This is a genomic window from Variovorax sp. WS11 (assembly GCF_010499245.1).
Lineage (GTDB): Bacteria > Pseudomonadota > Gammaproteobacteria > Burkholderiales > Burkholderiaceae_C > Variovorax.
In genome coordinates this window covers 357,581-382,037 of the sequence record NZ_JAAGOW010000001.1, presented here as the reverse complement: position 1 = coordinate 382,037, position 24,457 = coordinate 357,581, and the positions used below count along the sequence as shown (strand labels likewise).

The window sequence follows — 24,457 nt, the reverse complement described above, 5'->3', positions numbered from 1 at the left end:
GCCTTGCTGCGCGCCGTGAGCGGAACGGCTCAGTTGGCGCAGCGCGCCTCGAGCGCGTCGATGAAGGCGCGGTCCCAGCGGCCTTCCTTCATCGCCCGAATCGTCTCCGCCTCCGTCGCCAGGTGGGCGCGCGCCTTCTCGATCAGCAGCTCGGCCTCGTTGCGCGCGAAGGCCATCAGGCCGTCCTGGTCGCCGACCACGATGTCGCCGGGATTGACAACCATGCCGCCGACCGAGATCGGCACATTGATTTCGCCCGGGCCGTCCTTGTAGGGACCGCGATGGGTCACGCCGCGTGCATACACCGGGAACTCCCGCGCCCGGATCTCGGCCACGTCGCGGACCGCGCCGTCGATCACCACGCCCACGACGCCGATGTGCGCGGCGTAAAAGGACAGGATGCCGCCGACCACCGCGTTGGCGAGGTCGCCGCCGGCATCGACCACCAGCACGTCGCCGGGGCGGCAGAACTCGAGGGCACGCAGATAAGTGAGGTTGTCGCCGCCGCGCGAGCGTGCCGTGACGGCCGTGCCCGCCATGGTCCCGGCGACGGGGCGGTGGTAGGGCTGCAGGCCCGTCGTGCCGATGTTGCGGTGCATGTTGTCGCTCAGCGCAGCGACCGGGATCTCGCGCAGCGCGGCGAGGATCTTGGCGTCGACCTGGGGAGCCGAGGGGTTCTTGCGGAGGGCTTTGTAGGGCATGTCGTGCGGGTCCTTGGTTGGGGGCGATGAATCGTGGTGCTCAGCGCAGCTCGGCCACGGCGCGGGCGATCCGCGCGCAGCCTTCTTCCAGCGTCTCGATGGCGGTGGCGATGGACAGGCGGAAGTAGGGCGACAGCCCGTAGGCCGTGCCGGCCACCGTCGCGACGCCGGCGCTTTCCAGCAGGTACATCACGACGTCGCCGTCCTCGTTCAAGGTCTTGCCCGCGGGCGTGGTCTTGCCGATCAGGCCGGCGCAACGGATGTAGAGGTAGAAGGCGCCGGGCGGCGTGGCGCAGCTCAGGCCCGGGATCGCATTGACGAGCGCCAGCGTGCGGTCGCGCCGCTTCTTGTAGACGGCCACGCTCTCGGCCACGAAGCCCTGGTCGCCATTGAGCGCGGCGGCCGCGCCTGCCTGGCTGATCGAGCAGCAATTGCCCGCGGACTGCGACAGCAGCGTGTCCATGGCCGCGACCAGGTCCGCCGGCCCCGCGGCCCAGCCGATGCGCCAGCCGGTCATTGCATAGGTCTTGGAGACGCCGTTGATCGCCAGCGTGCGCTCGCGCAGCACCGGCGCGACGGCCAGCAGATGCGGCGTGGGCTGGCCGTCGAAGCGGATGTGCTCGTAGATGTCGTCCGTCATCACCATCACGTGCGGATGCCGCGCGAGCACCTCGGCCAGCGCGCGGTACTCGTCGGCGGTGTAGCTCGCGCCCGTGGGATTGCTCGGCGAGTTGATCAGCAGCCAGCGCGTGCGCGGCGTGATGGCCGCTTCCAGTTGGGCCGGCGTGAGCTTGAAGCCGTTGGCCTCGGGGCAGGCGACGGTAACCGGCGTGCCTTCGCAGGCCAGCACCATGTCGGGATAGGAGACCCAGTAGGGGGCAGGGATGATGACCTCGTCGCCCGGCTCCAGCGTGATGGCCAGGGCGTTGTAGATCGCGCTCTTGGCGCCGTTGGTGACGATGATCTCGTTCAGCGCATAGCGCAGGCCGTTCTCGCGCTCCAGCTTGGCGACGATGGCCTGGCGCAGCTCCACCGTGCCGGCCATCAGCGTGTAGCGCGTCGCGCCCTTGTCCATGGCCTCGGCGGCGGCGCGGCGGATGTGCGCGGGGGTGTCGAAGTCGGGCTCGCCCACCACCAGGTTGACGATCGACTTGCCCTGGCGGCGCAGTTCGTTGGCGCGGTCTGCGGCCGAGGTGCTGGGCGAAGGCTTGATGCGCCGCACACGGGCGGCGATGCGGGAGGTGGTCACGAGTCTCTTCCTTGGATGGCGAGGATGGATGGACGCTACGGTACGCACATCGCTTGCCCGAGGCCAAGACGAGATCGCTCTGGTTCTATAGGCGCAGCTTATGGTGAGCCCGGGTACGCCCCCGCCAAGCGCGGTGCTAGGCTCGGCTTTTGCTAGGAGACAAGGCGTGAACCTCAGGCGCCTCAAATACTTCGTGAAGATCGTGGACATCGGCAGCCTGACGCAGGCGGCCGAGGTTCTTTTCATTGCCCAACCGGCGCTGAGCCAGCAGCTCGCCACGCTCGAAGGCGAAGTGCGCCAGCAGTTGCTCGTGCGCACCAAGCGCGGCGTGACGCCCACCGAGGCCGGCAAGGTGCTCTATCGCCACGCCCAGATCATCCTGCGCCAGTGCGAGCAGGCCCGCGTCGACATGGAAGCGGCCGGTGCCGGCCTCTCGGGCCAGGTATCGGTGGGCCTCGCGCCCGGCACTGCCGCCTCTGCGCTGTCGCTGCCGCTGCTGCGCACCGTCCGCGCCCGCCACCCGGGCATCCTGCTCTACCTCAACGAGAACTACGGCACCACGCTGAGCGAGCTGATCATGAACGGCCGCATGGACCTGGCCGTGCTGTACGGCGACAAGGCCATCCATGGCCTCACGTTCCTGCCCCTGCTCAAGGAGCCCCTGTTCCTGGTGGGGCCGGCCTCGATGCCCGCGCCCGCCCAGCCCTTGAAGCTCGCCGACCTGCGCGAGATCGAGCTCTTTCTTCCGCGGCCCTACAACGTGGTGCGCAAGCTGGTCGATGCCGCCTTCCAGCGTGCCGGCATGGTGCCGCGCGTGGCGGCCGAGATCGAATCGGCCTTCACGCTGACGGCCGCCGTCGCCGACGGGCTGGGCGCGACCGTCCTGCCGGCCTCGATGGCGCGCGAGGTGGTGGCCTCCTGCGGCGCCTGGCAATTCCAGATCGTCGATCCGGTGATCGAGGCGCCGCTGGCGCTGTGCCAGTCGGACCACCTGCCGCTGTCCGAGCCCGCGCAGGCGGTGAAGGACATCCTGCTCGAGCTGGTGACCGACCTGGCCGCCCACGTCGCCGCCACGCCCGAACCCGAGCTCAGCGCCTTGTCATAAGCCGCCCTTATTGCGGCACAGCCAATCCGTCTTGGGCTTTGCGGCCGCGCGCCGCTACTGTTCATGCCAGCATGAATCAGGAACAGATCAAGACGCTCATCGACGCACTGGCTGCGTCGGAGCTCGCCGAACTGGAGTTCAGCGAGAACGGCTCCACGCTGCGGCTGGTGAAGCAGGCGGCGCTGGCGGCGCGGGCGCCGCGGCGCGCCGGCGTTGCGGGGCGGCAGGCGCGCGTGCCGGCGGCGGAGCGGGTCGCGCCGCAACCGGCGCAAGCGCAGGCGCCTGTCTCCACCGAATGCCTGGCGCCGCTTTACGGCGTGGTGCATCTGCAACCGACGCCCGACGAGCCGCCCTTCGTTCAGGCCGGGCAAGCGATCCGGGCCGGCCAGATCCTGTGCGTGATCGAGGCCATGAAGGTCTTCAACGAGGTGCGCGCCGAACGCGACGCCACGGTGCAGGCGGTGCTGGTGCGCTCGGGGCAGGAGGTCGAAGCCGGCCAGCCCCTGTTCCGCTTCGATGCCGAATAGGAGCGCGACATGTTCGACACCGTACTCATCGCCAACCGGGGAGAGATCGCGCTGCGCATCCAGCGCGCCTGCCGCGGGCTCGGGCTCAGGACCGTGGTGGTGTACTCCGAGGCCGATCGCGAGGCGAGCTACGTCGCGCAGGCCGACCAGGCCCTGTGCATCGGCCCGGCCGCGCCGGGGCACAGCTACCTGAACCAGTCCGCGATCCTGTTCGCCGCCGAAGTCAGCGGCGCGCAGGCCATCCATCCGGGCTACGGCTTCCTGTCGGAGAACGCGAGCTTCGCCGAGCGCGTCGAGCGGGCCGGGCTCACCTTCATCGGCCCGAGCGCCGCCTGCATCCGCACCATGGGCGACAAGGTGGCGGCCAAGCGCGCGATGCGGTGCGCCGGCGTGCCCTGCGTGCCCGGCCCCGACGGCAGCCTGCCGGAAGACCCGGCAGAGATCCTCGCCCTGGCGCGCGAGATCGGCTTCCCGGTGATCGTGAAGGCCGCGGGCGGCGGCGGCGGCCGCGGCATGCGCGTGGTGCATGACGAAGCCGCGCTGCCGGAGGCCATGTCGCTCACCCGCGAGGAGGCGCGCCGCGCCTTCGGCAACCCCGAGGTCTACATCGAGAAGTTCCTGCTGCATCCGCGCCACGTCGAGATCCAGGTGCTGGCCGACAGCCATGGCCACGCGATCTGGCTCGGCAGCCGAGACTGCTCGCTGCAGCGCCGCCACCAGAAGGTGATCGAGGAGGCGCCGGCGATCGGCATCGACGAGGCACTGCTGGCCGAGGTCGGCGAGCGCTGCGCCGCGGCCTGCCGGCAGATCGGCTACTGCGGCGTCGGCACCTTCGAGTTCCTGTACGAGCAGGGCGCTTTCTACTTCATCGAGATGAACACCCGCCTGCAGGTGGAGCACCCTGTGACCGAGATGACCACCGGCATCGACATCGTGCAACAGCAGCTGCGCGTGGCGCGCGGCGAGCGCCTGGGGTTGACGCAGGCCGACGTGCGCTGCGAAGGCCATGCGATCGAGTGCCGCATCAACGCAGAGAACCCGGACACCTTCGCGCCCTCGCCGGGGCGCATCAGCGGCTGGCAACTGCCGGGCGGCTTCGGCGTGCGCGTGGACTCGCACGCGAGCGCCGGCTACCGCGTGCCGCCGTACTACGACTCGATGATCGCCAAGCTGATCGTGCAGGGCCGCACGCGCGAGGACGCGCTGGACCGCATGCGCCTGGCGCTCGCCGAGATGCGCGTCGAGGGCATCTCGACCAACGTGCCGCTGCACCGCGAGATCCTGCGCGATGCGGGCTTCGCCGCCGGCGGCGTCGACATCCACCACCTCGAGCGCTGGCTGCAGCAAAGGAGCGCCGCATGAGCCGCCGCCCGGCCGCTCCGAAGGGGGCTCGCACCGCAGCCGCCGGCGGAGGTACTTCCATGGTCGCCCCAACGGCATCCGTCAGCCTGCTGGGCACCACCGCGCTGCTGTTCGAGGCGCCCGGCGAGCTCGCGCTGCCCTCGCAGCAGCGCATCTGGGCCCTCGCGCGCGAGGCGCAGGCCTGGCCGGAGGTGCGCGAGGCGGTGCCGGGCATGAACAACCTCATGCTCACCTTCGAGCGGCTGCCGCGCAGCGCCGCGGCGCTCGATGCGCTGGAGGCCCGTCTCCAGGCGGCCTGGGATGCTGCGGCGCCGCTGCCGCTGGAAGGCCGCGTGGTCGAGCTGCCGGTGGTCTACGGCGGCGAGGGCGGCCCGCACATGGCCGACGTGGTGGCGCACACCGGGCTGAGCGTTGACGAGATCGTCGAGTTGCACAGCACGCCGGTCTATCCGGTGTATGCGCTCGGCAGCCATCCGGGCTACTGCTACCTGGGCGGCATGGACCCGCGCATCGCCACGCCGCGCCGCAAGGTGCCGGTGCTCAGCATTCCGGGCGGCGCAGTGTCGATCGGCGGGGCGCAGACCGGCGTGTCGGCCTCGGCCGGCCCGAGCGGCTGGAACACGATCGGCTGCACCGCCATGTCCTTCTTCGACCCGGCGCAGGACCCGCCGGCGATCCTGCAGCCGGGCGACATGATCCGCTTCCGGGTCCAGGGGGTGATCCGATGATCGAAGTGCTCTCGTCCGCCGCGCTGGCCACCGTGCAGGACATGGGGCGCACCGGCAGCCTGCGCTGGGGCGTGGGCACGGCCGGCGCCATGGACAACCTGGCGCTGGCGGCCGGCAACCTGCTGCTGGGCAACGACGCTAATGCGGCGGCCGTCGAGATCCCGGTGTTTCCCTTCAAGCTGCGCTTCGATGCCGACTGCGCCTTTGCACTGACCGGTGCCGACTGTGCGGCGCGGCTGGACGACGCGCCGCTCCTGCCCTGGTGGGTGCACCAGGCGCGCGCCGGGCAGACGCTCACGCTGGGCCTGCCGCAGGGCGGCATGCACCGCGGCAGCCGCGCCATGCTGTGCCTGGCCGGCGGCGTGGACGTGCCCGAGGTGCTGGGCTCGCGCAGCACCCAGCTGCGCGGCGCCTTCGGTGGCCACGAAGGCCGCGCGCTGCGCCGCGGCGATGCGCTGCGCGCGGTGGGCGAGGGGCAGTCCTGCAGGACCGGCTTCGGCCTGGTGCCGCCGGCCTTGAGCCTGCCGCTGCAGGTGGACGGCCTGCCTGCCGTGCGGGTGCTGCCCGCCGCCGAGTACCTGGGCTTCGAGGAAGCCTCGCGCGCCGCCTTCTGGGCCGGCGAATGGAAGATCACGGCGCAGAGCGACCGCTACGGCTTTCGCCTGGAAGGCGAGGCGCTGCGCCCGATCGCGCCGATGGAGATGCGCTCGCACGGCATCGTGCCCGGCGTGATCCAGGTGCCGCACAGCGGGCAGCCCATCATCCAGATGCGCGATGCCCAGCCTTCGGGCGGCTACCCCAAGTTCGGCACCGTGATCGAGGCCGACCTCTGGCGCCTGGGCCAGGCGCCGATCGGCAGCCGCATCCGCTTCGTCGAGGCCAGCTGGGACGAGGCCGTGGCTGCACAGGACGAGATCGCAGCCTGGCTCGACAGGGTGCGGCGCATGGTGGACCTCCACCGCAGTTCGCCGCGCGTGAATTGACATGAAAAGCCCTGCACAAGTCCAGGAGCTCGCCGCATGGCTGGCTGCCACCGACATCGGCCTGCTGGAGCTGCGCACGCCCGATGGGGTGCTGCGCCTGGGGCGCGGACCCGCAGGCGAGATCGAGAAGCTCGATGCGCAGGACGAGGAGGCGCCGCAGGCACCTGCGGCCCTCGTCGCCGTTGCGCCCAGCGTGGGCGTCTTCCTGCACGCCCATCCGCTGCATGCCGCGCCGCTGGCGCGCCCGGGCGAGCACGTGGTGGCAGGACAGCCTGTGGGCGTGATTCGGATCGGCCCGCTGCTGCTGCCGGTGCACGCACCGCAGGCCGGCGTGCTGATCGCCTTTCTGGTGCCCGACCGCCAAGCCGTCGGCTGGGGCACGCCGCTGGTCGAACTGCAGGCCGACGAATGAGGAGTACATCGCGATGGACATCGATCTGAACGCCGACCTGGGCGAGGGCTTCGGCCCCTGGCGCATGGGCGAGGACGAGGCGCTGCTGGACATCGTGTCCTCCGCCAACGTGGCCTGCGGCTTCCATGCCGGCGACCCGGTCATCATGGACCGCACGGTGCGCATGGCTCGCGAGCGGGGCGTGGACGTGGGGGCGCATGTGGGTTTTCCCGACCTGCTCGGCTTCGGGCGCCGCCCGATGCAGATCGACGTCGCGGAGCTCGCCACCTACGTGACCTACCAGCTCGGCGCGCTGGCGGGCATGGCGCGCGCCGTCGGCCACCGCATGACGCACATGAGCTTCCACGGCGCGCTGGGCAACATGGCGGCCGCCGATGCGGCGCTGGCAGGCCCGCTGGTGCGCGCGGTGGCGGATTTCGACCCCGGCCTGATCATCAGCTCCTCGGCCAGCCGCGCCATCGAGGACGCGGCCGAGCGCTGCGGGCTGCGCGTGGCGCGCACCTTCCTCGCCGACCGCGCCTGCGACGACGAGGGCCTGCTGGTGCCGCGCAAGCTGCCCGGCGCCGTCATCCACGAGCCCGAGGCCGTGCTGGCGCGCGTGCGGCAGCTGCTGGAGGAGGGCACGGTCACCAGCCATGCCGGCCGCAAGATCCCGATGAACGTCCGCTCCATCCTCGTGCACGGCGATACGCCCGGCGCGGTGGAGCTGGCGCGGGCCGTGCGCGGCGTGGTCGAGGCGGCGGGGCGCGTGCTGCCGATCTCGCGGCAGATGGCGCCCTGAAGCCGGGCGGCCGGGCGACATAAGGACGGCTTATCTCTACACAGCCATTCCGTCTTGGCGCCGCGCGGCCCCGCTCTATACAGTGAATTCGTCCCAACGAAAGAAGCCAAAGATGCCTTTCTCCGACTACAAGACCGCGCTGGTGACGGGGGCCTCCTCGGGCATCGGCGCCGCGGTCGTCGAGCGCCTCTGCAAGGAGGGCCTGCAGGTCCATGCGCTCGCACGCAGCGCCGACAAGCTGGCCGAGCTGGCCGTCCGCACGGGCTGCATCCCGCACGCCATCGACGTGAGCGATCTCGAAGGCGTTACCCGCCTCGCGCGGGAGATCCCCTTCGACGTCCTGGTCAACAACGCCGGCGTCGACCGCCCGGGCTCCATCCTGAAGGCCGACGCCGAAGGCATCGACCTGCTGGTCGACGTCAACCTGCGCGCCGTGCTGCACCTGTGCCGCCTGGTCGTGCCGGGCATGGCCGAACGCGACCGCGGCCACGTGATCAACATCAGCTCGATCGCCGGGGCCTACAACTTCGGCGGCAACAGCACTTACCACGCGACCAAGGCCGCGGTGAGCATGCTGTCGCGCCAACTGCGCATCGATGTCTTCGGCAAGCGCGTGCGGGTCACCGAAATCTGCCCGGGGCGGGTGGCCACCGACATCTTCGCGCACGTACACGGCAACGCGGAGGAAATGCACAAGCGCTTCATCGAGGGCTTCGAGCTGCCCCGGGCCGAGGACATCGCCGACGCCATCGCCTTCGCCATCGCCGCGCCGATCGCGGTGAACGTGGGTCACATGGAGATCACGCCGACGCTGCAGGTGCCCGGCGGGCTCTCCACCACCCGCCCGGAAACGCCCCGCGGCTGAGCGGCCCCCACCACGCGACGCGCAAAGGAACTGGCATGAAGGACTTCGACCTGCTGGCCGTTCTGCTGAAGCCGGAGTTCGGCGCCATGCTGCTGCACGGCGTGGAGATGACGCTGAAGATCGCAGCCGGCTCCTGGCTGCTCGCGATGAGCCTGGCCCTCGTGCTGCTGACCGTGCGCCTCACGCCGAACCGCATCGCCGAGCGCGTGGTCGCGGCTTACGTCTCCTACCACCGCAACGTGCCGACGCTGGTGCAGCTGATGCTCTGGTACTTCGGCATCTTCAGCCTGCTGCCCCAGTTCCTGCAGGGCTGGCTGTCCGATCACAACGCGGAGGCCATCCTCTCGATCGTCGCACTGGGGCTGTGCCAGGCGGCTTACTTCAGCGAAGACATGCGATCGGGCCTGCGCTCCATTCCAAGCGGGCAGGCCGAGGCCGCACGTGCCCTCGGCCACAGCTTCATCGGCTCGATGCGCCACGTCATGCTGCCGCAGGCGATCCGCAACGCCATTCCCGCGCTGGTCAACCACAGCGTGTCGCTGTTCAAGAACAGCAGCCTGGCCATGGCGATCGGCGTGGCCGAGCTGACGCACGCCGTCAAGGAGGTGGAGAGCCAGAGCTTCCGCGCCTTCGAGGCCTACAGCGTCGCGACGGTGCTGTACCTGAGTTTCTCGTTGCTCATCATGGCCGCGGGCGGCTGGGTGGCGCGGCACTACCGCATTGCCGGAGCGAGGTGAGCGATGTTCAGCGTCTTCGAGATCCTTCGCGACAACTGGCTGCTGCTGCTCATCGGCCAGTACCCCAACGGCCCCATGGGCGGCATCGTCGCCACGCTGATCCTGTCGGTGCTGGGCATCGTGCTGGCCTTCCCGCTCTCGGTGCTGATGGCACTGGCCCGGCTGTCTCCCTGGAAGGTGCTGCGCTGGCCGGCGACGGTGCTGGTCTACGTGGTGCGCGGCGTGCCGCTGCTGATGGTCATCTTGTGGGTCTACTTCCTGGTGCCGCTCCTGATCGGCCGTGAGATCTCGGGCTTCACGACCATGCTGTGCACGCTGGTGATCTACGAGGGCGCCTACCTGTCGGAGGTGGTGCGCGCCGGCATCCTGGCTTTGCCCAAGGGGCAGAGCGAGGCGGCGCGTGCGCTCGGCCACAGCCACCTCGGGACCATGTGGTACGTGATCCTGCCGCAGGCGCTCTACAACATGCTGCCGAGCATGCTGAGCCAGTTCATCTCGACCATCAAGGAAACGACGCTGGGCTACGTGATCAACGTGAACGAGCTCACCTTCGCGGCCAACCAGATCAACAACCAGCTGCTGACCAAGCCCTTCCAGGTGTTCTTCATCCTGGCGATGACCTACTACGTGGTGTGCTTCAGCCTCACGCAGCTGGCGCAATGGCTGGAGCGGCGCATTGCCTACAAGCGGCTCGGCGTCGCGCCGGCTGCGGCCACCGAAGGCGGCGGATCGCTGCCGCCGCCGGTGGCGGCCAACCCCTGACACGGCCGCATGCGACGGCCGGCGACCACACAAGGAGACAGAACCATGCCCACCCCGACGACGAACGCCGAGGACGTTCCCATGATCCTGTTTTCCAACATCAACAAGTGGTACGGCGACTACCAGGCGCTCACCGACGTCAACGCCGAAGTGCGGAAGGGCGAGGTGGTCGTGGTCTGCGGGCCTTCGGGCTCGGGCAAGTCGACGCTGATCCGCACCGTCAACCGCCTCGAGGAAGTCAAGTCGGGCCAGTTGCTCTTCGACGGCCACGACATCCACGCGCCGATGAGCAGCGTGGCGCTCAACAAGCTGCGCAGCCGCATCGGCTTCGTGTTCCAGAGCTTCAACCTGTTCCCGCACCTGTCGGTGCTGGAGAACATCATGCTCTCGCCGATGCGGGTGCTGGGCGTCAAGCGCGCCGCGGCGAAAACGAAGGCGATGCAGCTGCTGGAGCGCGTGGGCCTGGCGGCCAAGGCCGGCGCCTATCCGGCGCAGCTTTCGGGCGGACAGCAGCAGCGGGTGGCGATCGCGCGCGCCCTTGCCATGGAGCCGCCGGCCATGTTGTTCGACGAGCCGACCAGCGCGCTCGACCCCGAGATGGTGGGCGAGGTGCTGCAGGTGATGCGGGGCCTGGCCAACGACGGCATGACCATGATGTGCGTCACGCACGAGATGAATTTCGCCCGCGAGGTGGCCGACCGCGTGTGGTTCATGGACGCCGGCCGCATCCTCGAGAAGGCCGAACCGGCGGCCTTCTTCAGCAGCCCGCAGCACCCGCGTGCGCAGCGCTTCCTGTCCGATCTGCGCGCGCATTGAAGCCGGGCACCCCTTTTCCAACAGCACCTCACCAGGAGTTCATCATGTCGAAGAAGACCGTGTTCCGTCTCGCCGCCATCGGTGGTTGCATTGCCACCCTGCCCCTGCTGGCCCATGCGGACCAATGGGATGAAATCCAGCAGCGCAAGGAGCTCAAGTGCGGCACCTTCGCCGACGTGCCGCCTTTCGCTGCGCCCGATCCCAAGACGCGCGAGATGGTGGGCTTCGACATCGATCTATGCAACGCGCTCGCCAAGCAGTTGGGCGTCGCGGCAAAGGTCACGCCGCTGTCGGTCGAGGCCCGCGTGCCCGAGGTCAAGCTCGGCCGTGTCGATGTGACGGTGGCCAATCTGGCCTACACCAAGAGCCGCGGCGAGCAGATCCAGTTCAGCGACCCCTACTACGTGGCCAAGGAGATGCTGGCGGTGAAGGCATCCGACCCCGGCACCACCAAGGCCGATTTCAAGGGCAAGCGACTGAGTTCCACCAAGGGCTCGACCTCGGAGCTGTCGATCAAGATGAACGGCTCCGAGCCGGTGACCTTCCAGGACACGGGCTCGGCCTTCATGGCCGTGCAGCAGAACAAGTCGATGGGCATGGTGGCGAACACGATGACCATCACCAAGCTGGTCAACCAGTCGAAGACCTCCGGCGTCGAGCTCAAGATGATCAAGGAGCCGATGGTGCTGCAGCCCATCGGCGTAGGCATGAAGAAGGACGAGCCGGTGCTGCTGGGCAAGGTCAATGCGGCGCTGGTGGCGTTGGACAAGTCCGGCGAGATCGACCGCATCTGGGCCAAGTGGCTGGGGCCGAACACCGAGTACAAGATGACGCGCGACGAGAAGGTGACGCCGTTGTCGGAGCTCAAGTTCGAGCTGCTGCCTTGATGCGGGGCGGCGCACCGCGGACCAGTCACTCGGCAGCGATGCCCGCACGGTGGGCCAGCGCCCGGTAGCGCGAGATCTCCGACCCCATCAGGCTGCGAAACGGCGCCGCGCCGATCATCACGGGCTCCATGCCCTGCGCGCGGAACTGGTCCTGCAGTGCCTTGTCTGCCATTGCAGCACCGACTGCAGCCGTGAGCTTCTGCAGCACGGGCGCCGGCGTGCCCGCAGGCGCGGCCAGGCCGTACCAGGCGTCGAAGGTGGCGTCCGGCAACCTGAGTTCGGTCATCGTCGGCACCTCCGGCAGCATGCTGGAGCGCGTCGTGCCCACGATGGCCAGGGCGCGCAGCTTGCCGGCGCGCACGTGCGGCGCAACCGCGGCCACGGTGTCGATGCCCATCTCGATCTCGCCGCCGATCAGGGCGACCGTGCTTTGGCTGCTGCCCTTGTAGGGCACGTCCTGGAGTTTCACGCCGGCTGCCATCGCGAACAGCTCGCCGGCCAGGTGCGGGCCGGAGCCGCTGCCGAAGGTGGCGTAGCGGATGCCCTGGGGCTTGGCTTTGGCGGCAGCGGCGAGCTCCGCCACGCTGCGCCAGGGCGAGCTGGTGTTGACCACCAGCACCAGCGGCGCCTTGGCAATGATTGCCACCGGCGCCAAGTCCTTCAACGGGTCGTAGGGGAGGCGGGCGCGCAGCGCCGCATTCACGCTGTAGGTGGACGAGCCCGAGACCAGCAGCGTGTAGCCATCCGGCGTTGCCTTGGCCACCGCGTCGGCGCCGATGAGGGTGGCCGCGCCGGGCTTGTTGTCGATCACCACCGTCTGGGCCAGCCGCTCGGCCAGCTTCTGGCCCAGGCCGCGCGCCACGATGTCGGTGCCGCCGCCGGGCGGGAAAGGAACGACGAGCTTGACGGCCTTGGCTGGCCATGCGTCGTTGGCCTGTGCGAGGCAGGCCGCCGAGAGGAGGGCGACGGCGGCAAGGGCGTGGGCGACGGGCTTCATGCGGAGGGTGGCTTTCAGAAACGGGGAGAGGTGGGAGCGGTGGAAGAAGCGGCCTGCCACGGCGTGTGGGCCGCCGCGTCGCCGAGGTCCCAGTAGAGACCGGCCATGATCTGCAGCCCTTCCCGCGCCAGCGGCGCCAGCAGGTGTTCGTTGGGCGCATGCTGCGCGCAGGCCGGGTACGAATGCGGCACCCACAGCGTGGGCAGGCCCAGCAGGTCGACGAAGACGTCGTTGGGCAGCGAGCCGGCCAGGTTCGGCAGCAGGTCGGGGCGCTGGCCGGTACTGGCCTCGATGGAGCGTCGGGCCCAGCTCACCCAGGGGTTGGCCAGGTCCAGGCGCGTCGCCGCGCCTTCGAGCGTGACCTGAACCTCGACTTGCTCGAAACCGTGCGCGTCGAGATGGGCTCGGACGATGGCCGCGAGATCGCGCCACGGCGTGCCCACCACGAAGCGCAGCTGGCAATGCGCCACCGCCTGGCCCGGTATCGCATTCACCGGGCGCTGCGGCGAGCCCGCGCCGAGGGCGAGCACCTCGATCGTGTTCCAGGCCATCAGGCGCTCGGCGGGGCTCAGGCCGGGCTCGCCCCAGTTTGCGTCCAGCGCGGGATCGTCGGCGCCGCCGCCGATTGCGATGTCGGCCAGGGCCTCGCGCACCGGAGCCGGGATGCCCTGCGGCCGAAGCGCTTCCACCAGGATGCGGCCCTTCGCATCCACCAGCGTCGCCACCGCGTGGCTCAGCACCGTGGCCGGGTTCGCGAGCACGCCACCCCAGTTGCCCGAGTGATAGCCGCGCGGCCGCGCGCGCAGCCGCAGGCTGAAGTTGACCGCACCGCGCGAGCCGAGGAAGAGGGTGGGCCGCTGCGCACTCACGCGCGGCCCGTCGCAGGCGATCAGCAGGTCGGCGCGCAGTTTGCCCGCCTGTTGCGCGCAGACTTCGTGCAGGCCGGGCGATGCCGCTTCCTCGCCCATTTCGAGCAGCAGCGTCACGTTGTAGCCGAGCCGGCCGCCGCGGGCGCGGATGACTTCCGCCAGCGCGCCGAGGTTGATGCTGTGCTGACCCTTGTTGTCGGCGGTGCCGCGGCCGTACCAGCGCTCGCCCTCGACTGTGAGCGTCCAGGGCGCGAGGCCCTCGCGCCATTGCGCGTCCTGGCCGCTCACCACGTCGCCGTGGCCGTAGCTCAGCACCGTGGGAAGCCCGGCGCCTTCGACGCGACGCGCAATCAGGAAGGGGCCGCCGCCGGGCACCGGGTTGTCGATCACCTCGCACTCGAAGCCGAGCTGCGTGAGCGCCGGGGTCATTTCCTCGCGCAGGTAGGCGCCGAGCGCGGGCGGTGCGGTGCCGGTGTCGCTCTCGGTCCGGAAGGCGACGCGCCGCTGCAGGTCGGCGAGGAAGCGGCCGTCGTCGAAATAGGCGGCAGCCGCGCAGAGGCAATCGTGGCGTTGCATGGGGTCTCGTGTTCGGGTGATGAGAGGGTTGCAAGTAAAAGGCCAGATCGTCGTTGCGAGAACCATCGATTTCGCAAGCTACCATTGCCTTCAAGGCAACGCTGGCACCGCACCTCATGGCCACCTCCATCCTCAGCATCCCGATGCGCTACTTCATGGAAGTGGCGACCCGCGGTTCGGTCAGCCAGGCGGCGGCGCGGCTCTATGTCGCTCCCTCGGCGGTCAGCCGGCAGATCGCCAAGCTGGAGGACTCGCTCCAGACCCCGCTGTTCGAGCGCAAGGCGCGCGGCATGACATTGACGCAGGCCGGCGAACGCCTGGCCGCGCATCTGCGCACGACGCAGACGGACACCGAGCAGGTGATCGAGCAGGTGCGCGGCATCGGCGGCCGCGAGGCGGGCCGTGTGCGCGTGGCCTGCACCGAGGGCTTTGCGGTGGGCTTCATGCCGGAGGTGATGCGCAACTTTCGCGCGGCGCATGCGCAAAGCCGGATGCAGCTGCACGTCGGCGCGCCGGACGAGGTCAGCGCGCTGCTGGCCCGCGGCGATGCCGACATCGCGCTCAAGTACGCGGTCGCGCCCGAGCCGGGCTGCCGCATCGAGCACTCGGCGCCGGCGCCGGTGTTCGCGCTGATGGCGCCTGATCATCCGCTGGCGCGGCAGCGCGCGGTCAGCGTGGCCGAGGTGGTGCGCTATCCGCTGGCCGTGGGCAGCCGCGGCGTCACCGCGCGCCAGCTCTTCGACCTGAGCTGCAGCGTGCAGGGGCTCGGCTACGAGCCTGCCTTCGTCAGCAATTTCTCCTCCGTGCTGCTGCCGCTGGTGCGCACGCCCGAGATCGTGCTGGCGGGGCTGCTGACGGCCGTGCACCTGATCGAGAACGGCACGCTGGTCGCGCGGCCCTTCGTGGAAGCGCAGATGCAGCAGCGCCGCCTGCAGGTGCTGTCGCTGGAGGGGCGCACGCTGTCGCTGCTGGCGCGTGCGCTGGTGCAGCAGCTGGTCGCCGCCATCGGCAGCGGGGGCAAGCGCAGGCTGGGTCGTGCTCGCGCCTCCGCCGCCTCGCGAGGCTGAGCCTTCCGTGCACCATCAGCTCGCGCCTGTCGTCGTTGCGACGGCGCCTGCGGCGACCGCCGGCTCGTCCTCGTCACGCCGGTGGGCCAGCCGGTACAGCAGCGGCAGCACCAGCAGCGTCAGCGCCGTGGACGAGAGGATGCCGCCGATCACCACCGTGGCCAGCGGCCGCTGCACCTCGGCACCGGTGCCGGTGGCCAGCGCCATCGGCACGAAGCCCAGGGATGCGACCAGCGCCGTCATCAGCACCGGACGCAGCCGGGTCAGCGCGCCTTCGTGGATGGCCTGGTCCAGCGAACGGCCGGCCTCGCGCAGGTTGCGGATGAAGGACAGCATCACCAGCCCGTTGAGCACCGCCACGCCCGACAGCGCGATCAGGCCCACTGCCGCGGAGATGGACAGCGGGATGCCGCGCAGCCACAGCGCAAGGATGCCGCCCGTGAGCGCGAAGGGGATGCCGGTGAAGACCAGCAGCCCGTCCTTGAGGTTGCCGAACATCGCGAACAGCAGCACGAAGACCAGCAGCAGCGCGAGCGGGATCACGAGCTTCAGCCGGGCGGTCGCCGACTCCAGCTGCTCGAAGGTGCCGCCCCAGGTGGTCCAGTAGCCGGCCGGCACCTTCACCCGGGCCTGCAGGGCGGCCTCGGCCTCGGGCACGAAGCTGCCGATGCTGCGGCCCTGCACGTTGGCGCTGACCACGATGCGCCGCTTGCCGTTTTCGCGCGAGACCTGGTTGGGGCCGGGCGCGATGGCCAGCGTCGCGATCTCCGACAAGGGCACGAAGGCGGTCCGGCCCGCCGCGTCCCGCGGCAGCGCGATGGGCAGGCGGCGCAGCGCCTCCAGGTCGCCGCGCACCGCTTCCGGCAGGCGCACGACGATGGCGAAGCGGCGGTCGCCCTGGAAGAAGGTGCCCGCGGCCTTGCCGCCGATCGCGATCGAGATCGCCTCCTGCACCTCGTTCATGTTGAGGCCGTGGCGCGCGGCCCGGGTGCGGTCCACCTGCAGCGTGAGCATCGGCAGGCCGGTGGTCTGCTCGACCTTCACCTCGGTGGCGCCGGGCACGGACTGGAGCACCGAAGCGATGCGGTCGGCGGTGGCCTTCAGCACCTCGTTGTCGTCGCCGAAGACCTTGACCGCGACGTCGGATCGCACGCCCGAGATCAGCTCGTTGAAGCGCAGCTGGATCGGTTGCGAGAACTCGTAGTTGTTGCCCGGGAGCCGGGCCACCTCTTCGCGCACCTCGGCCAGCAGCGCATCGCGCGTGCGGCGCGGCGCAGGCCATTCGGACTCGGGCTTGAGCATGATGTAGCCGTCCGAGATGTTGGGCGGCATCGGGTCGGAGGCGATCTCGGCCGTGCCGGTGCGCGCGAAGACGCGCTCGATCTCCGGAAACTTCTGCATGAGCCGCGTCTCGATCCGCTGCTGCATCTCCACCGACTGCGAGAGGCTGGTGCCCGGGATGCGCAGCGCCTGGATCGAGAAGTCGCCCTCGTTGAGGTTGGGCACGAACTCGCGGCCCAGCCGGCTGGCCGCCAGCAGCGAGAGCAGCACCAGCACGACCACGGCCGTCAGCACCACCGAGGCGTTGGCCAGCGAGCCACGCAGGGCGGGCGCGTACCAGCGGCGCGCCCATTCCATCAGCCGGTTCTCCTTCTCCGCGACGCGCTGGCCGATGAAGAGCGCGACCGCGGCCGGAACGAAGGTGACCGACAGGATCATCGCGCCGAGCAGCGCCAGTACCACCGTGAAGGCCATGGGCTGGAACATCTTCCCCTCGACGCCGCCGAGCGCAAAGATCGGCAGGTAGACGATCATGATGATCAGCTGCCCGTAGATCAGCGGCCGCCGCGCTTCCCGCGAGGCGGCGAACACTTCATGGAAGCGCTCGGCGCGCGTGAGGGGCCGGCCGTGGTGCGCCTGCGCATGGGCGAGGCGCCGCACGCAGTTCTCGACGATCACCACCGCGCCGTCGACGATGATGCCGAAGTCCAGCGCGCCGAGGCTCAGCAGGTTGGCGCTGATGCGCCCGCCCACCATGCCGGTGAAGGTGAAGAGCATCGACAGCGGGATCACCAGCGCGGTGATGATGGCCGCGCGGATGTTGCCGAGGAACAGGAAGAGCACCGCGATCACCAGCGCCGCGCCTTCCAGCAGATTCTTCTTGACCGTGGCGATGGCCTTGTCGACCAGCACCGTGCGGTCGTACACCGTTACCGCTTTCACGCCCGACGGCAGGCTGCGATTGATCTGCGCCATCTGCCGGTCGACCGCCTGCGAGACCGCGCGGCTGTTCTCGCCCAGCAGCATGAAAACCGTGCCAAGCACCACCTCGCGGCCGTTCTCGGTGGCCGCGCCGGTGCGCAGCTCCTGGCCGAGCGAGACCTGCGCCACGTCGCCGATGCGCACCGGCTCGCCCTGCGCGCTGCCGAGCAGGATGGCGCGGATGTCCTCGATGGACTGCACCTGGCCCGGCGCCCGCACCAGGTACTGCTCGCCGCGGCGCTCGATGTAGCCGGCGCCGACGTTGGCGTTGTTGCGCTCCAGCGCGGCTACCACGTCCTGCAGGCCGAGGCCGCGCGCGGCCAGGCGCTCCAGCTCGGGTGCGACCTGGTACTGGCGGTCGAAGCCGCCGATGGAGTTGATCTCCGTCACGCCCGGCACGTTGCGCAGCTGCGGCTTGATGATCCAGTCCTGGATTTCGCGCAGGTCGGTGGGGGTGTAGGGCGTGCCGTCGGGCTTGCGCGCGCCATCCTCGGCCTCGACGGTCCACAGGTAGATCTCGCCCAGGCCGCTGGAGATCGGGCCCATCGCGGGTGTCAGGCCGTCGGGCAGCCGGTCGCGGGCCTCCTGGATGCGCTGGTTGACCAGCTGCCGCGCGAAGTGGATGTCGGTGCCATCCTTGAAAATCACCGTCACCTGCGACAGGCCATAGCGCGAGAGCGAGCGGGTCTGCTCCAGGCCGGGCAGGCCGGCCATCACGGTTTCGAGGGGGTAGCTGACGCGCTGCTCGGTCTCCAGCGGCGAGTAGCCGGGCGCCTGGGTGTTGATCTGCACCTGGACGTTGGTGATGTCGGGGATGGCGTCGATGGGCAGCCGGCCGTAGTTGTAGATGCCCAGGGCGCTCATGCCGAGCACGGCCAGGAGCACCAGCCATCGCTGTTCGATGGCGAAGCGGATGAGTCGTTCGAACATGGATCGCTCGCCTCAGTGGGTGTGGCTCGCGCCGGCCTTGCCCTGCTCGGACTTGAGCACGTAGCTGTTGGCGGCGGCGTAGCGGGCGCCGGGCTGCAGGCCCTCGACGATCTCGACGAAGGGGCCGCCCGCGCGGCCCAGCTTCACGGGCTGGGCGACGAAGCCGCCGGGCACGGCGAGGAAGACCACGCTCCTGTCGCTCAGCGTCTGAATCGCTTCCGCGCGCACGGCCACCGGCACCTCGGCCTCCTCGGCGAGCACGGTGATGGTGACGAACAGGCCCGGGCGCCACGCGAGCTGCGGGTTGGCCAGCGTCACGCGCGCCTTGGCGGTGCGGGTCTGCTCGCCGATCAGCGCGCCGACGTAGGAGATCGTGCCCTCGGCCTTCTCCTGCGAGGCGGTGGAGCTGACGATCACCTTCTCGCCGACGCGCACGCGGCCGATCTCCTGCGCGGGCACGGCCATCTCGGCCCAGACCGTCGACAGGTCGGAGAGGGTGAAAACGTTGGCGTCCTCGCGCACCGCCTCGCCGAGCGAGATGTGCTTCTCGACGAGGGTGCCGTCGAAGGGGGCGCGCAGTTCGAACTGGTTGAGCGCGCCGGCCGATGCGCCCGCGCCGACGGCCCGGAGCTTCTGCTGCGCGTTGCGTACCGCGATCTGCGCCTCCTCCAGTGCGGCGCGGGCCTGCAGGACGTCTTGTTCTGCGGAGATCCTGTCCTTCCAGAGGCTCTCTTCGCGCGCATGGGTGGCGCGCGCCAGCGCGAGCCGGCGCTCGGCGGTGAGCAGCTCGCTGCGCTGCTCCGAGAGCGCGGTGCTGGCGATCACTGCCAGCAGCTGTCCCTTGCGCACCTGCTGGCCCAGGCTGGCCGGCACGCTCTCGACCACGCCGGCGAGGCGCGGCACCACGTGGGCGGTGCGGTCGTCGTTGAAGCGGATCTCGCCGGGCAGCTGGAGCGTGGCTTGCACGCGGGCGCTGCCGGCGCTTTCCTGGGTGATGCCGGCGGCCTGGATCTGGGCTTCGGTCAGCGCGACCTTGGCCTCGTCCTTGTGGGTGGACGCTTTGGCCTTGTCCTTCTTCGCTTCGCCATGGGCGTGGGCCTCTTCGGGCTCCTTGTGGCCGCCGCCCGATTCCTCGCCGTGGTGGTCGTGGTCCGCGTGGGCCTCGGTTTCTTCGTGACCGTGCTCCGCGCTGCCCGGCGAGCGCCCGGTCGTCAGGATGGCGACGGCTGCGAGCAGTCCGAGGATCAGGATGGCAGCGATCGCTGCCTTCTTCTTGTTCGGGGAGGTCATGGTGTTGCTGCCTGTGCGTGATGAGGTTGGCGACCGAGCAGGCGGTCGAGGGTGGCTGCCGCCTGGTAGGCGCCGGCGACGACGCCGAGATAGCGCACGCGCGCCTGCAGCAGGCTGCGCTGCGCGTCCAGGACGTCGAGGAAGCCGAACTTGCCGGCCTCGAAGCCGCGGGTGGCCGCGTCGTGGGCCTGCTGCGCGGCGGGCAGGATGGTGGTTTTCAGCGTCTGTGCCGAAGCGCGGGCGAGCGCCAGTTGGGACGCGGCCTGCCGGGCTTCGTTGGCGAGGCGGATGCGCGTCGCACGGTAGTCGTCCTCCGCCTTGTCTGCGCGGCTGAGCGCGGCCTGCAGCCGGCCCTCGTTGCGGTCGAACAGGGGCAGCGGCACGATCACGCCGATCACGGCCTGCGTGATCCGCGTGTCGTTGGAGCGCTTGGCGCCGACGTTCAGCGTCAGGTCCGGGGTCTGCCTGCTGCGCTCGACCTCGACGGCGGCCTTGCGGCGTTCCCACTCGAGGCGGCTGGCTTCCAGTGTGGGCGCGGTTTCGAGCGCGGCGAGCAGCTGCTGCGCATCGGCGCGCACGGGCAGCGCGTCGAGCTTGCCCTCGACCTGCGCCTGGCCGAGTTCGGGGCTGCCCCAGAACGCAGCCAGGGCCTGGCGCGCGCTCTGCAGCTCGGCCCGGGCATCGGCCAACTCCAGCCCGGCGTTGGCCTGCTCGACCCGGGCCCGCGTCTCGTCGACCGGCGAAATCTTGCCGGCCGCCACGCGGCGCGCGGTCGCGTCCGCGCCGCGCGTCGAGAGCTGGGTCGAGGCGTCCGCGAGCTTCACGCGTTCCTGCGCCACCAACACCCTGAAGAAGGCGGCCAGCAACTGGGCCCGCAGCTCGGCCTGCGCGCCCAGCAGGCCGGCTTGCGCCAGCTCGCTCGCGCGCCGGGCCTCGGCCACGCGCGCGGCGCGCTTGCCTCCGAGCTCGAGCGGGATGTTCAGCTGCGCGGTGGTGGTGCGCGTGGCGCGGCGCTCGTCCTCGAGCAGCACGGCCAGTTCCGGGTTGGGCGGCAGGTCGGCCTGGCGCACCTCGGCCTCGCTGGCCTCGAGCTCGCGACGGGCGGCCGACACGCTCGGGCTGTACGCCTCGGCGAGCGCGGTGGCGGCGGCCAGCGACAGCGGGGCCGCTGCGCTGGCCGAGGTCGTGGTTGCGGAAGTCTCAGGCTGGGCCTGGACGGCGAATGGACTGAACAGGGCGGCCGCCAGTCCGAGCGGCCATAGAGGAAGTCTTCGCATCGAATCTCATAGGGTTGAACCAGGGATTCGGCGAGACGGGAACGAGGGGAAGGTGTTGCGCGTCTCGCCGGTCAAGCGAGACGCGGCCACTGAGGCCGGTCGGGGGCGCGCGGTTGCGCGGAGAGGTGAGTGCTGCGGCGGCGGCGTACGTGCAGGTGCGTGAAGTCCGCTGCGGGAGGAAATGGGCAGGCGACAGCAGCGAGGCACGCAGGAGGCGTGGCAGCTGCTGAATCGGCGTCGAAGGCGAGCCTGGCTCGCGGTGGTGTTCTTCAGCTCCGCCTTGTGGACAGTGCTCATGGTGGCCGATGTGCGTGGCGTGGCCTGGTTGCTCTCGTGCGCGCAGTACGCGCTGGCGACGGACCAGCTCAACTGCAGGGGCAGCAGCAGCGCCAGCAGGAACCAGAAGCGTCGGAATCGGAGCATGGGCAACGAGTATAGGTGCGGCTTTTTACTCGGCGTGACGGAAGGGGCTGCGCTCGCCCAGGTGGTCGAGGTAGTTCGCGATGCCCTCGTCCTCGCGCTCGAGAAAGCGCTCCACTGCGTCGGCGAAGGCAGGGTGGGCCAGCCAGTGCGCGCTGGTGGTCTTCGCCGGCATCAGCGCGCGCGCCATCTTGTGCTCGCCCTGTGCGCCGCCCTCGAAACGCTGCACGCCATGCTCGATGCACCAGGCGAGCGGCTGGTAGTAGCAGGCCTCGAAGTGCAGGCAGTCCACGCGCTCGAGTGCGCCCCAGTAGCGGCCGTAGGCAACGGAGGCATCGGCGGACAGCGCGATCAGGCTGCTGGCGATGGGCTTGCCGCCGCGCTCCGCGATGAACAACAGCCAGGCCTCGGGCAGGTCCTCGGCCATGCGGCCGAAGAACTCGGGCTTCAGGTAGGGCGGATTGCCGTGCTCGCGGTAGGTGCGGGCATAACAGCGGTAGAAGAAGGCCCAGTCGGCTTCGCGGATGTCGGCGCCGCGCGACCAGCGGAAGCGCACGCCGGCGTCATGCACCTTGCGGCGCTCCTGGCGGATCTTCTTGCGCTTGTCGTGGGAGAGGCTGGCCAGGAAAGCCTCGAAATCGGACCAGGAGGTTTCGCCGCCGGGCCGCCCCAAGGCGAAACGCGCCCCCTCGGGGGGCAGCGAGGACACGTCAGTGCCGAGCGTGGGGGCCATTTCGCCGCCGGGCCGCCCCAAGGCGAAACGCGCCCCCTCGGGGGGCAGCGAGGACACGTCAGTGCCGAGCTTGGGGGCCACATTCTTCCAGTGGAATTGCACCGTGTGCCGAAGCATCAGGCCGGCATCGGCGCAGGCCTCGATGTCCTCGTCGGCGCCGAAGAGCAGGTGCAGCGACGACAGCTCTTCTTCCTTGCACCAGGCGACCAGCGCCTGCACCAGCAAGGCGCGGCTGGCGGCGTCGCGCGCCAGCAGGCGAGTCCCGGGCACCGGGGTGAAGGGCACCGCCACCACGGCCTTCGGGTAGTAGGCCAGCCCATGCTGCTGGTAGGCGTTGGCCCAGGCCCAGTCGAACACGTACTCGCCGTAGGAGTGGCCCTTGAGGTACATCGGGCAGGCCGCCATCAGCTCGCGGCCGCGCCAAAGCGTGAGGAAGCGCGGCGCCCAGCCGCTCTGGGGCGAGGCGCTGTCGCTCTGCTCCATGGCGTCCAGGTAGGCATGGCGCATGAAGGGTGAGGGCGCGGCCTGCGCGGCCAGCAGGCTGTCCCAGGCGGCGGCGTCGATCTCGGAGGCGGCGCCGTGGATGCGGACGACGGGGTCGGTCAAGGGCGTGCGTTCCGTCAGCGGCTGCGGGGGCCGGTGGTCTCAGCGATGTAGATGCCGCCCAGCACCAGGGCCAGCGCCACCGCGTGGTAGGCCGACAGCGGCTCGCCGAGCACGAGCACTGCCAGCAGCGGCCCGAAGATCGGCACCAGGTTGAGGAAGACGCCCGCCCGGGCCGGGCCGATCAGGCCGACCGCATGGATGAAGGTGACCTGCGAGATGAAGGAGGGCAGCAGCCCGACGAACAGGATCAGCGCCCAGCCCTTGGGCGTGGGGACGAAGAAGTCGCCAATGGCGATTTCCGCCGCGAGCAGCGGCACCGACACCAGGCAGGCCACCGCCGCGGTCGCCGCGAAGAAGACGATGGCCGGCACGTCCGGCCGGCGTCGCAGGCCCAGCGCATAGGCGGCATAGAGCAAGCTGGCCACGATCATCCAGACGTCGCCGATGTTGAAGCCCAGCGCGGCCAGCTGCGCCGGGTGGCCGCCCGAGGCCACCACCACGATGCCCGCGAGCGTGATCGCCACGCCCAGCAGCTGCAGCCCGCCGATGTGGGTGCGGAAGAAGAGCAGGCTGCCGAGCAGAACCAGCACCGGAATGGTGCCCTGGATGATCGCGATGTTGATGGCCGTCGTGTGATGCGCCGCGGCGTAGAACAGCGCATTGAAGCCGGTGAAGCCCAGCGTGCCCATCAGCGCGATGAAGCGCCACGAAGGCAGCAGGGCGCGCCAGTGCCGGGCGATCTGTTGTCGCGCGCACAGGCCGAGGGCCAGGCAGCAGACGATCCAGCGCGAGAAGGTCAGCATCATCGGCGAGACCTCGCCCACCGCGAGCCGGGCGGCTACCGCGTTGGCGCCCCAGATCAGCGTGGTGAACACCAGCAGCACGTAGGCTTGGTTGTGGAGCCAGGGGAAGAAGGAGGAAAAGAAGCCGGGGGAGGAAGAACCTGGGCGCATGGCCCGCCGAGCGTAGCAGCCCCTGCGATCGGACGTGCGGCGCGCGTCCCAAGCCATCGGCGCGCGGGGGCGAATGACATAATCTTTTCGACCCCCTGGCACGCAACATGCTCGGCGACGAAGGCATCGCGGGCATCCGGGTAGGCCATCGCAGCGTCGGCGCCGATTGGCGCTACCCTATCGCGAGCAAGTTCAACGAAACCGCCGGAAGAAAGAGACCTATGAAGCAAATCACCGCCATCGTCAAACCGTTCAAGCTCGACGACGTGCGCGAGGCGCTGGCCGAAGTCGGCGTCACCGGGCTCACCGTCACCGAGGTCAAGGGCTTCGGCCGGCAGAAGGGGCATACTGAGCTCTATCGCGGCGCCGAGTATGTGGTCGACTTCCTGCCGAAGATGAAGGTCGAGGTCGTGGTCAACGAAGCCGACCTGGACCGCTGCGTCGACGCCATCGTCAGCGCCGCGCGCACCGGCAAGATCGGCGACGGCAAGATCTTCGTGACCAGCGTCGAGCGCGTGGTGCGCATCCGCACCGGCGAGGAAGACGAGCAGGCCGTCTAGGC

23 protein-coding genes are annotated in these 24,457 nt (G+C 70.0%); 14 read left to right on the top strand and 9 right to left on the bottom strand.

Annotated features, from left to right (window positions below; genetic code table 11):
- Nucleotides 1–29: 29 nt before the first annotated feature.
- Together GXN78_RS02080 and GXN78_RS02075 are read right to left on the bottom strand one after the other, a co-directional pair.
- On the bottom strand, nt 30–701 hold the full coding sequence (locus tag GXN78_RS02080) for an RraA family protein (protein ID WP_106553956.1): 672 nt from the start codon (nt 699–701) through the stop codon (nt 30–32).
- A gap of 40 nt (nt 702–741) precedes the next feature.
- Nucleotides 742–1,950, bottom strand: coding sequence for an aspartate transaminase (locus GXN78_RS02075; RefSeq protein ID WP_106553957.1), 1,209 nt, complete (start codon nt 1,948–1,950; stop codon nt 742–744).
- A gap of 166 nt (nt 1,951–2,116) precedes the next feature.
- On the opposite strand from GXN78_RS02075, the gene nac reads away from it, so the two are divergent.
- From nac to GXN78_RS02015, 12 genes are all read left to right on the top strand, one after another.
- The gene (gene nac, locus GXN78_RS02070) at nt 2,117–3,055 is read left to right on the top strand and encodes a nitrogen assimilation transcriptional regulator NAC (RefSeq protein WP_106553958.1); all 939 of its coding nucleotides are present in this window, start codon (nt 2,117–2,119) and stop codon (nt 3,053–3,055) included.
- Nucleotides 3,056–3,126: 71 nt separating this feature from the next.
- Nucleotides 3,127–3,582 (top strand): biotin/lipoyl-containing protein, encoded by a 456-nt coding sequence (locus GXN78_RS02065; protein WP_106553959.1) that lies wholly within the window; start codon nt 3,127–3,129, stop codon nt 3,580–3,582.
- A gap of 9 nt (nt 3,583–3,591) precedes the next feature.
- Nucleotides 3,592–4,944 (top strand): acetyl-CoA carboxylase biotin carboxylase subunit, encoded by a 1,353-nt coding sequence (accC, locus tag GXN78_RS02060; RefSeq protein ID WP_106553960.1) that lies wholly within the window; start codon nt 3,592–3,594, stop codon nt 4,942–4,944.
- 59 nt (nt 4,945–5,003) lie between these two features.
- Nucleotides 5,004–5,672 carry a 5-oxoprolinase subunit PxpB gene (gene pxpB / locus GXN78_RS02055; protein ID WP_106553961.1) on the top strand — a complete coding sequence of 223 codons (669 nt, stop codon included), beginning with the start codon at nt 5,004–5,006 and terminating at the stop codon, nt 5,670–5,672.
- Complete coding sequence (locus GXN78_RS02050) at nt 5,669–6,655, top strand: biotin-dependent carboxyltransferase family protein (protein WP_106553962.1); 987 nt, start codon at nt 5,669–5,671, stop codon at nt 6,653–6,655. The genes pxpB and GXN78_RS02050 overlap by 4 nt, the downstream gene beginning before the upstream one ends.
- A 1-nt stretch (nt 6,656) precedes the next feature.
- Nucleotides 6,657–7,067 (top strand): biotin/lipoyl-containing protein, encoded by a 411-nt coding sequence (locus tag GXN78_RS02045; RefSeq protein ID WP_106553963.1) that lies wholly within the window; start codon nt 6,657–6,659, stop codon nt 7,065–7,067.
- Nucleotides 7,068–7,080: 13 nt separating this feature from the next.
- Nucleotides 7,081–7,848, top strand: coding sequence for a 5-oxoprolinase subunit PxpA (locus tag GXN78_RS02040; RefSeq protein WP_106553964.1), 768 nt, complete (start codon nt 7,081–7,083; stop codon nt 7,846–7,848).
- 112 nt (nt 7,849–7,960) lie between these two features.
- A complete protein-coding gene (locus GXN78_RS02035; RefSeq protein ID WP_106553965.1) occupies nt 7,961–8,713 on the top strand; it encodes an SDR family oxidoreductase in 753 nt (250 codons plus the stop codon).
- Nucleotides 8,714–8,748: 35 nt separating this feature from the next.
- The gene (locus tag GXN78_RS02030; RefSeq protein ID WP_106553966.1) at nt 8,749–9,450 is read left to right on the top strand and encodes an amino acid ABC transporter permease; all 702 of its coding nucleotides are present in this window, start codon (nt 8,749–8,751) and stop codon (nt 9,448–9,450) included.
- 3 nt (nt 9,451–9,453) lie between these two features.
- Nucleotides 9,454–10,212 carry an amino acid ABC transporter permease gene (locus GXN78_RS02025; protein WP_106553967.1) on the top strand — a complete coding sequence of 253 codons (759 nt, stop codon included), beginning with the start codon at nt 9,454–9,456 and terminating at the stop codon, nt 10,210–10,212.
- An 81-nt stretch (nt 10,213–10,293) separates the two neighbouring features.
- The gene (locus GXN78_RS02020) at nt 10,294–11,028 is read left to right on the top strand and encodes an amino acid ABC transporter ATP-binding protein (protein ID WP_106554141.1); all 735 of its coding nucleotides are present in this window, start codon (nt 10,294–10,296) and stop codon (nt 11,026–11,028) included.
- Nucleotides 11,029–11,072: 44 nt separating this feature from the next.
- Nucleotides 11,073–11,915 carry an ABC transporter substrate-binding protein gene (locus GXN78_RS02015; RefSeq protein WP_106553968.1) on the top strand — a complete coding sequence of 281 codons (843 nt, stop codon included), beginning with the start codon at nt 11,073–11,075 and terminating at the stop codon, nt 11,913–11,915.
- 25 nt (nt 11,916–11,940) lie between these two features.
- On the opposite strand, the gene GXN78_RS02010 is transcribed toward GXN78_RS02015, so the two are convergent.
- The gene (locus GXN78_RS02010; RefSeq protein WP_106553969.1) at nt 11,941–12,912 is read right to left on the bottom strand and encodes a tripartite tricarboxylate transporter substrate binding protein; all 972 of its coding nucleotides are present in this window, start codon (nt 12,910–12,912) and stop codon (nt 11,941–11,943) included.
- Nucleotides 12,913–12,926: 14 nt separating this feature from the next.
- The gene (locus GXN78_RS02005; protein ID WP_106553970.1) at nt 12,927–14,357 is read right to left on the bottom strand and encodes a M20 family metallopeptidase; all 1,431 of its coding nucleotides are present in this window, start codon (nt 14,355–14,357) and stop codon (nt 12,927–12,929) included.
- Between the two features lie 116 nt (nt 14,358–14,473).
- Here GXN78_RS02005 and GXN78_RS02000 point away from each other — a divergent pair, with 116 nt between their 5' ends.
- The gene (locus GXN78_RS02000) at nt 14,474–15,424 is read left to right on the top strand and encodes a LysR family transcriptional regulator (RefSeq protein WP_106553971.1); all 951 of its coding nucleotides are present in this window, start codon (nt 14,474–14,476) and stop codon (nt 15,422–15,424) included.
- 15 nt (nt 15,425–15,439) lie between these two features.
- On the opposite strand, the gene GXN78_RS01995 is transcribed toward GXN78_RS02000, so the two are convergent.
- The 5 genes from GXN78_RS01995 to GXN78_RS01975 form a co-directional block, all read right to left on the bottom strand.
- On the bottom strand, nt 15,440–18,616 hold the full coding sequence (locus GXN78_RS01995; RefSeq protein WP_106553972.1) for a CusA/CzcA family heavy metal efflux RND transporter: 3,177 nt from the start codon (nt 18,614–18,616) through the stop codon (nt 15,440–15,442).
- 12 nt (nt 18,617–18,628) lie between these two features.
- On the bottom strand, nt 18,629–19,906 hold the full coding sequence (locus GXN78_RS01990; protein WP_106553973.1) for an efflux RND transporter periplasmic adaptor subunit: 1,278 nt from the start codon (nt 19,904–19,906) through the stop codon (nt 18,629–18,631).
- A complete protein-coding gene (locus GXN78_RS01985; RefSeq protein ID WP_106553974.1) occupies nt 19,903–21,183 on the bottom strand; it encodes a TolC family protein in 1,281 nt (426 codons plus the stop codon). Before GXN78_RS01985 ends, GXN78_RS01990 begins: the two co-directional genes overlap by 4 nt.
- Nucleotides 21,184–21,631: 448 nt before the next feature.
- Nucleotides 21,632–22,942 carry a GNAT family N-acetyltransferase gene (locus GXN78_RS01980; RefSeq protein WP_106553976.1) on the bottom strand — a complete coding sequence of 437 codons (1,311 nt, stop codon included), beginning with the start codon at nt 22,940–22,942 and terminating at the stop codon, nt 21,632–21,634.
- A gap of 14 nt (nt 22,943–22,956) precedes the next feature.
- On the bottom strand, nt 22,957–23,895 hold the full coding sequence (locus GXN78_RS01975; protein ID WP_106553977.1) for a DMT family transporter: 939 nt from the start codon (nt 23,893–23,895) through the stop codon (nt 22,957–22,959).
- A gap of 221 nt (nt 23,896–24,116) precedes the next feature.
- Between GXN78_RS01975 and GXN78_RS01970 the strand changes: the two genes are divergently transcribed.
- On the top strand, nt 24,117–24,455 hold the full coding sequence (locus GXN78_RS01970) for a P-II family nitrogen regulator (protein ID WP_106554142.1): 339 nt from the start codon (nt 24,117–24,119) through the stop codon (nt 24,453–24,455).
- The last annotated feature ends 2 nt before the right edge of the window (nt 24,456–24,457 follow it).